Origin of the sequence: Methylosinus sp. LW4 (genome assembly GCF_000379125.1) — a bacterium.
Lineage (GTDB): Bacteria > Pseudomonadota > Alphaproteobacteria > Rhizobiales > Beijerinckiaceae > Methylosinus.
In genome coordinates this window covers 3,507,505-3,521,167 of sequence record NZ_KB900626.1, presented here as the reverse complement: position 1 = coordinate 3,521,167, position 13,663 = coordinate 3,507,505, and the positions used below count along the sequence as shown (strand labels likewise).

The following is a 13,663-nucleotide window of genomic DNA, read 5'->3' as shown; positions in this document are numbered from 1 at the left end:
CGGGAGCGCATGTAACGCGCGACATCCGCTTCCGGCGACGAGGATTTCAATGCCGCTCTACGCCTATAGCTGCAATTCCTGCGACAAAGAATTCGAGACATTGGTGCGCTCGGACGAAATTCCCGCCTGTCCGGCCTGCGGCGGCGTCGAATTGACGCGCCAGCTCTCGCTGATCGCCAAGCCGGCGAGCGGCGGTGAGACCGAAGCCTCCTGCGCCTCCATGGGCGGAGCGGGCGGCTGCGGCGCCTCCTGCCCCGCCTTCGCCGATTGCGGTTGAGCACGAATTTCGCGCGGCTCGCCGCGAATAGTTCTATATCGACGGTTGACTTCGCGGAGGAGAGTGAGATTCTTTCCGCGTCGGCCCTCCGCCGGGTAGCCCCGGGGGAAATGACGGCTCATGCCGCTTTCTCTCGCGCAACGGATCGGATCGGAAGACGATCTATTTCATCCTGAAGGGAGAACATCCATTCGCCGTCCAATGAAGAGCACCGCGGCCCCACAGAAGGAGGGTCCGCGCATCAACCGGGAGATTCGCGCGCGCGAGGTGCAACTGATCGACTCGGAAGGCAAGAACCACGGCGTGGTTCCGTTTCTCGACGCCCTCTCTCTGGCGGAGACGGCAGCGCTCGATCTCGTCGAGATCGCGCCCAATTCCGAGCCGCCGGTCTGCAAAATTCTCGATTACGGCAGATTTCGATTTCTCGAGCAGAAAAAGGCCGCCGAGGCCCGCAAGAAGCAGAAGATCGTCGAGGTCAAGGAGATCAAGCTCCGCCCCGGCATCGACGAGCACGACTATGATGTGAAGATGAAAGCCGTGCAGCGCTTCTTCGAGGAGGGCGACAAGGTCAAGGTCACATTGCGTTTTCGTGGTCGCGAGATCGCGCATCAGGATATCGGCTACCGTCTGATGACGCGCGTCAAGGCGGAGACGGCGACTATCGCCAAGGTCGAGCTCGAGCCCTCCATGGAAGGCCGGCAGATGATCATGGTGCTGGCGCCGCGCTGACGCGGCTTCGGGCGGGGCCTCGATCCGCACTTGCCGAGGCCGCGTCTTTCAGTCTTTGTTGTCTTTCATGTCCATCGTCTCTCTCCGCGCGATTCTCTCCAGCGCGGCGCTTCTTTCGGCGCTCCCCGCCACGACCGGCGCCATCGCTCAGATGGCGCTGCCGGGCGCGGTCGCGCCGGCGCCGGCGGGTTCTGTCGCGGCCCCCGTCGAGCCGGGCGCCAAGCCCAAGCCGCGCGCCGCCGTGACGCCTGTCGCGCCCAAGCCGCCGAGCGAGGAGACGATTGTCGGCCGCGTCCTCTATCAGGATGGCGAGGCGCGCGGCTCGATCGAGCTGCAGAGGCGTGGCGGCGCGCTCGAGGTGGCGCGGCTGTCGCTCGTGGGCGATCGGCTGACGCGCTCTGGCGAGACCTGCCGGATCGAGGTGTCCGAGCCATTGCGCCTGGCGCTGCGTCAAACGAGCAGCGGGCTTCGTCGCTTCGAGGTGGAATTTCCGGCCTGCCCCTTCAGCTTCGACGCGCTGGACGGCGCGATTCTGGCGAGCTCCGACGGCAGGGCGTGCGAGCTGAAGCAGGCCGATTGTCGCGCCGACCCCAATGGCCTGTGGGGCATGGGCGCCGGCGAGCTCGACCCCAAGCGCGCCGAAGAGATGCTGACCATGCGCGCCCGCATCGAGCAGACGGTGCGCAACGACTACAAAGCGCTCTACGACAAGATGAAATCCGAGAAGGCCCAGCGCAAGGAGCTCGTCCGCGAGCAGGCCGGCTTTTCCGCGCGCCGCGAGGAGATTTGCCGCTCATACGCCCAGGAGGCGGATTTCGGCTATTGCGCATTGCGCGTGACGGAAGCGCGCGCGCTCACGCTCGGCACAGAGCTGGCGAACGGCTTCAAGAAGACAGCGGAAGCCGGCGGCAAAAAGAAGCGCTGAGCTTGCGTGGTTCGAATCCTGTCGAAAAGCCCCTGATACGACTTCCGATCGATCCATTCGGATGAACCATCCATCCCTCGCCCTGAGGAGCCCGCATCGATCTCGGGTTTACCAAGTCGGGCTTGCCCGACTTGGGTGCCGGGGTCTCGACGGGTCGCCGCTGTGTGGGCTGGATCGTCCTTCGAGGCTTTTTGCGTGCCGCAAAAAGCGCCTCAGGACGAAGGGATTGTGTTCGCCGCGCCGAAGCAATCGGTCGGAAGCAGTATGATACGGAATGAAAAAGGCCGCCATCGCTGGCGGCCTTTTTCATTTTGCTCGGGCCTCTCCCTCTCCTCTTTGGAGGAGAGGGACAAGACCCCTCGCCTCACTCCGCCGCGGCGGGCGGCAGGCGCGGCGTCGTCGGGCGCGTCTCGGCTTCCGCGGCGCGCTGCGTGATGATGAGATCGTCGCGCCCCGTCGCAATGCCACGGAACTTCGCCATGGCCGCGCCCGTGCCCGCAGGAATCAGCCGGCCGACGATGACATTCTCCTTGAGGCCGATGAGCGGATCGACCTTGCCATTGACCGCCGCCTCGGTGAGCACGCGCGTGGTCTCCTGGAAGGAGGCCGCCGAGAAGAAGGAGCGCGTCTGCAGCGAGGCCTTGGTGATGCCGAGCAGAACCGGCGTGCCGTGAGCCGGCTTGCCGCCCTCCTCCAGCGCCTTGGCGTTGGCCTCCTCGAGCTCGGTGAGATCGACCTGCTCGCCATCGAGGAAGCCGGTGTCGCCAGCGTCGACGATATCGACCTTCTGCAACATCTGACGCACGATCACTTCGATGTGCTTGTCGTTGATGTTGACGCCCTGCAGCCGGTAGACCTCCTGGATTTCATTGACGAGGTAAGCGGCCAGCTCCTCCACGCCCTTGATCGCCAGAATGTCGTGCGGCGCCGGATTGCCGTCGACGATATAGTCGCCCTTCTCCACGACGTCGCCGTCCTGAAGATGGATGTGCTTGCCCTTGGGGATCAGATATTCGACCGGATCAGCGCCTTCCTCATGCGGGACGATGGAGAGGCGCTGCTTGTTCTTATAGTCGCGGCCGAATTGCACCGTGCCGGAGATTTCCGCGATGATCGCGTGATCCTTGGGACGGCGCGCCTCGAACAGCTCGGCGACGCGCGGCAGACCGCCGGTGATGTCGCGGGTCTTGGCGCTCTCGAGCGAGATACGCGCGACAATGTCGCCGGCCTTGATCTGCCCGCCCGGCTCGACCGCGATGATCGACTCGACCGGCAGCGTGTAGCGAGCGTCGCCGCCGCGCTGCAGCTTGATGACCTTACCGTCGGCGCCCTTGATGACGATCGCCGGCTTGAGGCTCGCCGAGCGCGTGTTGAGACGCCAATCCATGACGACGCGCTTGGTGATGCCGGTCGACTCGTCCGCCGTCTCCGTCACCGATTGGCCTTCGACCAGATCCTCGAAGCCGATGGCGCCGTCCACCTCGCTGACGATGGGACGCGTATAGGGGTCCCATTCCGCGATGCGGTCGCCGCGCTTGATCTTGTCGCCTTCGTCCACCTTCAGCCGCGCGCCATATTGGATGCGGTTGACGGCGCGCTCGACGCCGTCCGGCCCGACGATCACCGCCGCGACGTTGCGCGCCATGACGATGAGATCGCCATCCGAGTTGCGCGCCACATGGCGGTTGCGGATATGCACCGTGCCTTCGAAGTTGGACTCGATGAAGGACTGGTCCGCCAGCTGCGCCGCGCCGCCGATGTGGAAGGTGCGCATGGTGAGCTGCGTGCCCGGCTCGCCGATCGACTGCGCCGCGATGACGCCGACCGCCTCGCCCATATTGACGGGCGTGCCGCGGGCGAGATCGCGCCCGTAACATTTGCCGCAGACGCCGTTCTTCGACTCGCAGGTCAGCACCGAGCGGATCTTCACCTCCTGAATGCCGGCGGCGTTGATCGGCTCGATATGCCACTCCTGGATCATCTCGCCATTGGGGACGATGATCTTGCCCTGCTGATCGCGCAGATCCTCCGCCGCGGTGCGGCCGAGAATGCGCGAGGTGAGCGAGGCGACGACCTGACCGGCGTCGATGATCGCCCGCATGCGAATGCCCTTCTCGGTGCCGCAATCGACCGTGGTGATGATCGAATCCTGCGCCACGTCGACGAGACGACGCGTGAGATAGCCAGAGTTCGCGGTCTTCAACGCCGTGTCCGACAGGCCCTTGCGGGAGCCGTGGGTGGAGTTGAAGTATTCGAGAACGGTGAGGCCCTCTTTGAAGTTCGAGATGATGGGGGTCTCGATGATCTCGCCCGAGGGCTTGGTCATGAGGCCGCGCATCGCTGCGAGCTGCTTCATCTGCGCGGGCGAGCCGCGCGCGCCCGAGTGGGACATCATATAGATGGAGTTGATCGGCAGATCGCGGCCATGCTCGTCCTTGCGGACGGTGGAGATGCGGATCATCATCTCCTCGGCGAGCTTCTCCGAGCACTTCATCCAGGCGTCGACGACCTTATTGTATTTCTCGCCCTGGGTGATGAGGCCGTCGTTGTACTGCTGCTCATATTCCTTGGTGGCGCTGCGCGTCTCGGTGATGATGCGCTCCTTCGTCTCCGGGATGACCATGTCATCCTTGCCGAAGGAGATGCCCGCCTTGAACGCCTCGCGGAAGCCGAGGGCCATGATGCGATCGCAGAAGATGACCGTCTCCTTCTGACCGCAATTGCGGTAGACGGTGTCGATCATGTTGGAGATTTCCTTCTTCGTCATCAGCTTGTTGGCTGCGTCGAAGGGAATCTTGGGATTGCGCGGCAGCAGCTGGCCGAGGATCAGACGACCGGGCGTCGTGTCGAAGATTTTCGACACGCGCTCGCCCTTCTCGTTATAGGTCCAGGCGCGGCCCTTGATCTTGGTCTGCAGCGTGATCGACTTGGCGGCGAGCGCATGCTCGATCTCGCCCTGGTCGGCGAAGGCCATGCCCTGGCCGGGCTCGCCGTCACGCTCCAGCGACAGATAATAAAGGCCGAGAACGATATCCTGCGACGGCACGATGATCGGCTGACCATTGGCCGGATGCAGAATATTGTTCGTCGACATCATCAGCACGCGCGCCTCGAGCTGCGCTTCCAGCGACAGCGGGACGTGCACGGCCATCTGATCGCCGTCGAAATCGGCGTTGAAGGCGGCGCAGACGAGCGGATGCAGCTGGATCGCCTTGCCCTCGATCAGCACCGGCTCGAAGGCCTGAATGCCGAGGCGATGGAGCGTCGGCGCGCGATTGAGCAGCACCGGATGCTCGCGGATCACCTCGTCGAGGATGTCCCACACCTCCGGCTTCTCTTTCTCGACCAGCTTCTTGGCCTGCTTCACCGTGGCCGAATGGCCCTTCGCGTCGAGGCGCGAATAGATGAAGGGCTTGAACAGCTCGAGCGCCATCTTCTTCGGCAGGCCGCATTGATGGAGCTTGAGCTCCGGGCCGACGACGATGACCGAGCGGCCGGAATAGTCGACGCGCTTGCCGAGCAGATTCTGGCGGAAGCGGCCCTGCTTGCCCTTCAGCATGTCGGCCAGCGACTTCAGCGGACGCTTATTGGCGCCGGTGATGACGCGGCCACGGCGGCCATTGTCGAACAGAGCGTCGACGGCCTCCTGCAGCATGCGCTTCTCATTGCGAATGATGATATCCGGCGCGCGCAGCTCGATCAGCCGCTTCAGACGATTGTTGCGGTTGATGACGCGGCGATAGAGATCATTGAGATCGGAGGTCGCGAAGCGGCCGCCGTCGAGCGGCACCAGCGGGCGCAGGTCCGGCGGGATGACCGGGACCTCCTTCAGGATCATCCACTCCGGCTTATTGCCGGACTGAATGAAGGCCTCGATGATCTTCAGGCGCTTGGCGAGCTTCTTGGGCTTGAGCTCGGTGGTCGCCTCGGCGATCTCCTGGCGCAGGCGCGCGGCGATGCCCTCGAGATCCATCGACTCGAGGATCTTGCGGATCGCCTCGGCGCCGATCATCGCCGTGAAATGGTCCTGCCCATATTCGTCTTGGGCGCGCAGATATTCGTCCTCGGTGAGGAGCTGACGCTCCTTCAAGGGCGTGAGGCCCGGATCGATGACGATGTAGGACTCGAAATAGAGGATGCGCTCGAGGTCCTTCAGCGTCATGTCGAGCAGAAGGCCGATGCGCGAGGGCAGCGACTTCAGGAACCAGATATGCGCGACCGGCGCCGCGAGCGAGATATGGCCCATGCGGTCGCGGCGCACGCGCGCCAGCGTGACCTCGACGCCGCACTTCTCGCAGATGACGCCCTTGTATTTCATGCGCTTGTACTTGCCGCACAAGCACTCGTAATCCTTGATCGGGCCGAAGATGCGGGCGCAGAACAGGCCGTCGCGCTCCGGCTTGAAGGTCCGGTAGTTGATCGTTTCCGGCTTCTTGATCTCGCCGAACGACCAGGAGAGGATTTTCTCCGGGCTCGCGATCGAAATCTGAATCTGATCGAACGCCTGCGGCTGGACGACCGGATTGAAGAGATTCATGACCTCTTGCTGATTCATGGTCTTCTCCTAGAGACGCAGGACGGATGAAGCGGCTGGGCTCGCCATCTTTGTCCGTCGCGCCCATAAACCTCGGTGCGCGCCCCTCTCCCGCTTGCGGGAGAGGGTGGCCCGGCGACGCCGGGTCGGGTGAGGGTCCTTCAAGGCTCGCGCGAGCGGCGCCGGCCCTCATCCGACCCTCGCTGACGCGAGGGCCGCCTTCTCCCGCCCTGCGGGAGAAGGAAGAATGGCGGCTTTATTCGGCCGCCTCGGCCGTCGTCTCGGGCGGCGGCTCGTCGCCCTCCTCGGGCTCGGCCGAGGTGAGCTCGACATTGAGCGCCAGCGAGCGCATTTCCTTGATGAGCACGTTGAAGCTCTCGGGAATGCCCGACTCGAAAGTGTCGTCGCCGCGCACGATGGACTCATAGACCTTGGTGCGGCCGGCGACGTCGTCGGATTTCACCGTCAGCATCTCCTGCAGCGTGTAGGCCGCGCCATAGGCCTCGAGCGCCCACACCTCCATCTCGCCGAAACGCTGTCCGCCGAACTGGGCCTTGCCGCCCAGCGGCTGCTGCGTGACCAGCGAATAGGGGCCGATCGAGCGCGCATGGATCTTGTCGTCGACGAGATGATGCAGCTTCAGCATATAGATGTAGCCGACCGTCACCTTACGATCGAAGGGCTCGCCCGTGCGCCCGTCGAAGAGCGTGACCTGACCCGAGGAGGAGAGCCCCGCCCGCGTCAGCATCTCGACAATGTCCTTCTCGCGCGCGCCGTCGAAGACCGGCGTCGCGATCGGCACGCCGCGGCGCAGATTCTTCGCGACTTCCACCAAGGTCGGCTCATCGAGGCTCTTCAGCGACTCGTTGGGGCCGTAGATGTCGACGAGCTTCTCCTTGAGCGGCGCCACATCCTTGCTGCGCAAATAGGCGTCGACGGCGGCGCCCACCTGCTTGCCGAGACCGGCGCAGGCCCAGCCCAGATGCGTCTCGAGAATCTGCCCGACATTCATGCGGCTCGGCACGCCGAGCGGATTCAGCACGATATCGACCGGCTGGCCGTCCTCGAGGAAGGGCATGTCCTCCTGCGGCACGATGCGCGACACCACGCCCTTATTGCCGTGGCGTCCGGCCATCTTGTCGCCGGGCTGGATCTTGCGCTTCACCGCGACGAAGACCTTGACCATCTTCATCACGCCGGGCGGCAGCTCGTCGCCGCGCTGAAGCTTCTCGACCTTGTCGAGGAAGCGGTTCTCGAGACCCTTCTTCGACTCGTCATATTGCTTGCGCACGGCCTCTACGCCGGCCATCAGATTGTCGTCCTCGACGACGAAGGTCCACCACTGCGAGCGGGGATATTCGTCGAGGATCGCCTGGCTGAGCGGCTGGTCCTTCTTGAAGGTCTTCGGCCCGGCGATCGCCATCTTGCCGACCAGCATCTCGAAGAGACGGGCGTAGGTGTTGCGGTCGAGAATGGCGAGCTCGTCGTCGCGGTCCTTGGCGAGACGCTCGATCTCCTCGCGCTCGATCGCCTGGGCGCGCTCGTCCTTCTCGACGCCATGGCGGTTGAACACGCGCACCTCGACGATCGTGCCCTGCACGCCCGGCGGCACGCGCAGAGACGTGTCGCGAACGTCGGAGGCCTTTTCGCCGAAGATGGCGCGGAGCAGCTTCTCCTCCGGCGTCATCGGGCTCTCGCCCTTGGGCGTGATCTTGCCGACGAGAATATCGCCCGCCTGCACTTCCGCGCCGATATAGACGATGCCGGCCTCGTCGAGATTCTTCAGCGTCTCTTCCGAGACGTTGGGAATGTCGCGGGTGATCTCCTCCGGGCCGAGCTTGGTGTCGCGCGCCATCACCTCGAATTCGTCGATATGGATCGAGGTGAAGACGTCGTCCTTGACGATGCGCTCGTTGAGAAGGATCGAGTCCTCGAAGTTGTAGCCGTTCCACGGCATGAAGGCGACGAGCACATTGCGGCCGAGCGCCAGATCGCCGAGATCGGTCGAGGGACCGTCGGCGATGATGTCGCCCTTCTTCACATAGTCGCCGACCTTCACCAGCGGCTTCTGATTGATGCAGGTCGACTGGTTCGAGCGCTGGAACTTCATCAGACGATAGATGTCGACGCCCGGCTTGGTCGGGTCCTGCTCTTCCGTCGCGCGAATGACGATGCGGGTCGCGTCGATCTGATCGACGACGCCGGCGCGGCGCGAGGCGATAGCGGCGCCGGAGTCGGCGGCGACCACCGGCTCCATGCCGGTGCCGACCAGCGGCGCGTCGGCCTTCACCAGCGGCACGGCCTGGCGCTGCATGTTGGAGCCCATCAGCGCGCGGTTGGCGTCGTCATTCTCCAAGAAGGGAATGAGCGCCGCAGCGACCGAGACGAGCTGCTTGGGCGACACGTCCATGGCGTCGACGCGCTCGCGCGGGACGAGCACGACATCGCCGGCGTGACGGCACAGCACCAGATCCTCGAGCAGATTGCCCTCCGCGTCGACCGGGGCGTTGGCCTGGGCGACGTGATATTTCTGCTCTTCCATGGCGGAGAGATAGGCGACCTCATCCGTCACCTTGCCGTCGCGCACGCGGCGATAAGGACCTTCGATGAAGCCGTATTTGTTCACGCGCGCGAAGGTGGCGAGCGAGTTGATGAGACCGATGTTCGGACCTTCCGGCGTCTCGATCGGGCAGATGCGGCCGTAATGCGTCGGATGCACGTCGCGCACCTCGAAGCCGGCGCGCTCGCGCGTCAGACCGCCCGGACCCAGCGCCGAGAGGCGGCGCTTATGGGTGATCTCCGACAGCGGATTGGTCTGGTCCATGAATTGCGAGAGCTGCGACGAGCCGAAGAACTCGCGCACCGCCGCCGCCGCCGGCTTGGCGTTGATGAGGTCCTGCGGCATCACCGTGTCGATGTCGACCGAGGACATGCGCTCCTTGATCGCGCGCTCCATTCGCAGGAGGCCGAGACGATACTGGTTCTCCATCAGCTCGCCGACGCTGCGCACGCGGCGATTGCCGAGATGGTCGATATCGTCGATCTCGCCGCGTCCGTCGCGCAGATCGACGAGCGCGCGCACGACGGCGACGATGTCCTCCTTGCGGAGGACGCGCATCGTGTCCGGCGCGTCGAGGTCGAGACGCATGTTCATCTTCACGCGGCCGACGGCCGAGAGGTCGTAGCGCTCGGGATCGAAGAACAGCGAATAGAACATCGCCTCCGCCGTATCCATCGTCGGCGGCTCGCCCGGACGCATGACGCGGTAGATGTCGAACAGCGCTTCCTCGCGCGAGGAGTTCTTGTCGACCGCGAGCGTGTTGCGGATGTAGGGACCGATGTTGATATGGTCGATGTCGAGCACCGGCAGCTCGTCAAAGCCCTTCTCGACCAGCAGCGGCAGCGACTTCACCGTGATCTCGTCGCCGGCCTCGGCGAAAATCTCGCCCGTCGAGGGATCATAGAGATCCTGCGCGAGGAACTGGCCGTAGAGATCCTCGGACTGGATCTTGATCGCCTTCACGCCCTTCTCGGCGAGCTGACGAGCGGCGCGCGCGGTGAGCTTCTTGCCCGCCTCGACGATCACCTCGCCGGTGTCGGCGTCGACGATGTCGTTGACGGCCTTCAGCCCCTTCAGCCGCTCCGGGTCGAAGGGCTGGCGCCAGCTGTCGCCGGAGGCCTTGAAGGTGATGGTGTTGTAGAAGGTGGAGAGAATCTCCTCGCCATCCATGCCGAGCGCGAACAGCAGCGACGACGCCGGAATTTTTCGCCGACGGTCGATGCGCGCATAGACGATGTCCTTGGCGTCGAACTCTATGTCGAGCCAGGAGCCGCGATAGGGAATGATGCGCGCCGCGAACAGCAGCTTGCCGGAGGAATGGCTCTTGCCCTTGTCATGGTCGAAGAAGACGCCCGGCGAGCGGTGCATCTGCGAGACGATGACGCGCTCCGTGCCATTGACGATGAAGGTGCCGTTCGCCGTCATGAAGGGCATATCGCCCATATAGACGTCCTGCTCCTTGATGTCCTTGACGGATTTCGCCTGCGTGTCGGGATCGACATCGAACACGATGAGGCGCAGCGTGACCTTCAGCGGCGCGGCGAAGGTCATGCCGCGCTGGCGACACTCGTCGACGTCGTATTTCGGCGGCTCGAACTCGTAGCGCACGAATTCGAGCAGAGCGACCTGCGAGAAATCGGAAATCGGGAAAACGGATTTGAAGACCGACTGCAGACCCTCGTCGGGACGCCCGCCCGCAGGCTCGTCGACGAGCAGGAACTGGTCGTAGGAAGCTTTCTGAACTTCGATCAGATTGGGCATTTCCGCGGCTTCGCGGATATGGCCGAAGAATTTGCGGACACGCTTGCGACCGGAGAAAGTCTGCGCCGAAGTCTGAGCCATGTCGCCTCTCGATCCTCTTATTGAAAGCGAATAGCGAGTTGCGAATAGCGAAAGGACCAATGTCTTTTCGCTATTCGCTATTCGCCATTCGCTCCTGGTCACACGTGCCGAAAACCCTCTCCCGCCATGGGGCGGGAGAGGGGAATTTTCGTCTTACTTGAGCTCGACCTTGGCGCCGACCTTCTCGAGGGCGGCCTTGATCTTCTCGGCCTCGTCCTTGGAAGCGCCTTCCTTGACCGGCTTGGGAGCGCCCTCGACCAGATCCTTGGCCTCCTTGAGGCCGAGGCCGGTGATCGCGCGGACCTCCTTGATGACCTCGATCTTCTTGTCGCCGGCGGCGGCCAGAATGACGTTGAACTCGGTCTTCTCCTCGACCGGGGCCGCGGCGGCGGCGGCGCCCGGAGCGGCGGCCACCGCGACGGCGGCGGCGGCCGAAACGCCCCACTTCTCCTCGAGGAGCTTCGCCAGCTCGGCGGCCTCGAGCACGGTCAGGCTCGACAGGTCTTCGACGATCTTTTCGAGATTAGCCATGTTGCTTCAGTCCTTCGAATTTGGTTCTGCTTGGTTGGATTTGCGCCGCCTGTCAGGCCGCGTTCGCGTCTTTGTCGGCATAGGCCTGGACCACGCGCGCCAGCTTCGAGGCCGGAGCGGTCGTGAGCTGCGCCAGCTTGGTCGCGGGAGCCTGGATGAGGCCCACGAGCTTTGCGCGCAGTTCGTCGAGCGACGGGAGAGTCGCGAGCGACTTCACACCGTCGGGGTCGAGGGCTTGGGCGCCGAGCGCGCCGCCGAGGATGACGAATTTGTCGTGATCCTTGGCGAAGGCTGCGGCCACCTTGGGCGCCGCCACCGGATCGTCCGAATAGGCGATCAGGGTCGGCCCCTTGAGAAGGGGGCCGATGGAGGCGACGCTCGTGCCGTCGAGAGCGATTTTGGCGAGGCGGTTCTTGGCGACCTGCACGGACGCGCCAGATTCACGAGCCTGCTTGCGCAGCTTCTGCATCTGGGCGACGGTCAGGCCGGAGTAATGCGCCACGACGACGACCGGGGTCTTCGCAAAGACCTCGTTCAGCGCCGCGACGGCTTGCTTTTTCTCCGCTCTGTCCACGGTTGCTCTCTCCTCGAGCGGGGACGAGCCCCGCCGTTGCGATGAGCCGTCGCATCGCCGCGGGAGCGGCGGGAACGACGGCGCCGTAGATCCTGTCCCCTCGGCTGAGGCCGAAACGGCCTCGCCTCGGATCAGAGGGGCGCCAACCAAATTCGAAAGACCGCGCGCGAGCTTTGAAAAGCGCCGCGCCGGCCCTACAATTCCGGTCTTCCCCGTCTATGCAGGCCGCTCGTCGGGGGCGGAGGGCTCCGCCGTCCAGCGAGCCGATTGAGCCGTCCTCGGGGTGAGCCTCGGACAGGCGCCGGCAGTCTCGGACAGGACATGGCCGGACGGGACGCGAGGAATCTCCCCCGGGTCCGCCGGCCTATCCACCGTCTCGCCTTCTCCCGCATCTGGGGACTCGGTTCGACGGAAGCTGATATCTGAAAACGGGGTCGCGAACGCTGGCCGACCCCGGAAAGGCCTTATTAAAGGCGGCCACGACGTTTGCCAAGCAAAAATTTTGCCCCGGCCCGCCTGCGCGCCCTGCGTCAAAGCTAGGGTCCAGCCCTGAAAAAGCCGCGACTCTCCAGGAGGATCGCTCGAGCTTCGACATAGGCGATCTTCGCAAAGCCGAATGCGATGACGAAACCGATGATCGAGTGACCGAGAGCCCGGCGCAGCGCCTCGTTGAGGTTCTCGAGACCGCTGCTACGCGCCGCGAGGAGTCCTCGATCGACAATGCCGCCTCGCGCGCAGGGCTTTTCGAACATTTTGAGTCTCGCAATTCAGACAATAGCGATGCTTTCGCATCATAGCGAAAAAAAGACGTTCTGTTCACCTCGAATCTTTCCCGCGGATCATTTGGCGAAAATGCTTGTTCGAACACATGAATTGTCGAAACTCGCGCTCCGGCGCGGCGCGCGGCTTCGCGCGGCGCGCTCGAGAGCGCGCGGCGGTTTCGATCATTTCAGGCGTTGCGCCGCGGTTTTGCCGCAGACCGCCAGGCCCGTCGACCCGAAGACATAGCCGCGCACGGACACCCGAGGGGCGGGGGGATTCGTTCGATGGGCGGGAGGCGGCATGAGATATCCAGCCAACAGAATTTTATACGAATATTGGAGGGGGCTCAGAGGCGAGCGCGCCGCCCCCGACTGCCACACGATGGATTTGGCGAAAGCCTTCGTCACGCTTTCGGACGCCTTCGTCATCGAGACGGAGCTGAGCTATTTCGTTCCGGCCGGACTCTGCGGCGCGCGCGTCGGCGCCTTTTGGCCGCCCGAGCGGAGGAGCCGTTCTTTTCTCGGAATATGGAGCGAGTCCGGGCGCGAGGATGTGAAAACGATCCTGCGCATCGTCACGGACGACACGACCCCTGTCATCGCCGGAGCCAAGGGTTTTCTGGTCGGAGGGATCGAAATCGTCGATTTCGAGCTCTTGCTCCTGCCGATCCGCTACTTCGGAAAAACACATGCGCGCGTTCTCGGCTCCCTCGCGCCCGGCGAGCGGCCGCTATGGCTCGGGCGCACGCCGGTCGAGGCGCTGAATATCGTGTCGCTGCGCGTGCTCGGCGAGGAAACGGCGCTGGTTTTGCCTCTCGCGCCCGGAACGCCGACGCGCGATCTGCAGAGACGGCCGCGCTTCACCGTCTATGAAGGGGGAGCGGAAGGCTCGACGCGAGAGGATGATCCCTCGCGTCGATAATCTCGTAG

The 13,663-nt window shown here is 64.1% G+C and carries 8 protein-coding genes; 4 read left to right on the top strand and 4 right to left on the bottom strand.

What is annotated here, in order from left to right; translation table 11 throughout:
* Window positions 1-49 precede the first annotated feature (49 nt).
* From METLW4_RS0117490 to METLW4_RS0117480, 3 genes are all read left to right on the top strand, one after another.
* On the top strand, window positions 50-277 hold the full coding sequence (locus METLW4_RS0117490; RefSeq protein WP_018267531.1) for an FmdB family zinc ribbon protein: 228 nt from the start codon (window positions 50-52) through the stop codon (window positions 275-277).
* Window positions 278-478: 201 nt separating this feature from the next.
* Entirely contained in the window at window positions 479-1,006 is a 528-nt protein-coding gene (gene infC, locus METLW4_RS0117485) for a translation initiation factor IF-3 (RefSeq protein ID WP_018267530.1), read from the top strand.
* A gap of 67 nt (window positions 1,007-1,073) precedes the next feature.
* Entirely contained in the window at window positions 1,074-1,931 is an 858-nt protein-coding gene (locus METLW4_RS0117480; RefSeq protein ID WP_157235212.1) for a hypothetical protein, read from the top strand.
* Between the two features lie 364 nt (window positions 1,932-2,295).
* Here METLW4_RS0117480 and rpoC read toward each other — a convergent pair whose 3' ends face one another.
* The 4 genes from rpoC to rplJ form a co-directional block, all read right to left on the bottom strand.
* Window positions 2,296-6,486 (bottom strand): DNA-directed RNA polymerase subunit beta', encoded by a 4,191-nt coding sequence (gene rpoC / locus METLW4_RS0117475; protein ID WP_018267528.1) that lies wholly within the window; start codon window positions 6,484-6,486, stop codon window positions 2,296-2,298.
* Window positions 6,487-6,721: 235 nt separating this feature from the next.
* Window positions 6,722-10,867 carry a DNA-directed RNA polymerase subunit beta gene (gene rpoB / locus METLW4_RS0117470; RefSeq protein ID WP_018267527.1) on the bottom strand — a complete coding sequence of 1,382 codons (4,146 nt, stop codon included), beginning with the start codon at window positions 10,865-10,867 and terminating at the stop codon, window positions 6,722-6,724.
* Window positions 10,868-11,020: 153 nt separating this feature from the next.
* On the bottom strand, window positions 11,021-11,398 hold the full coding sequence (gene rplL, locus METLW4_RS0117465) for a 50S ribosomal protein L7/L12 (protein ID WP_018267526.1): 378 nt from the start codon (window positions 11,396-11,398) through the stop codon (window positions 11,021-11,023).
* A gap of 52 nt (window positions 11,399-11,450) precedes the next feature.
* The gene (gene rplJ / locus METLW4_RS0117460) at window positions 11,451-11,972 is read right to left on the bottom strand and encodes a 50S ribosomal protein L10 (RefSeq protein WP_018267525.1); all 522 of its coding nucleotides are present in this window, start codon (window positions 11,970-11,972) and stop codon (window positions 11,451-11,453) included.
* 1,062 nt (window positions 11,973-13,034) lie between these two features.
* On the opposite strand from rplJ, the gene METLW4_RS25190 reads away from it, so the two are divergent.
* A complete protein-coding gene (locus tag METLW4_RS25190) occupies window positions 13,035-13,655 on the top strand; it encodes a PAS domain-containing protein (RefSeq protein WP_083919284.1) in 621 nt (206 codons plus the stop codon).
* Window positions 13,656-13,663: the final 8 nt, after the last annotated feature.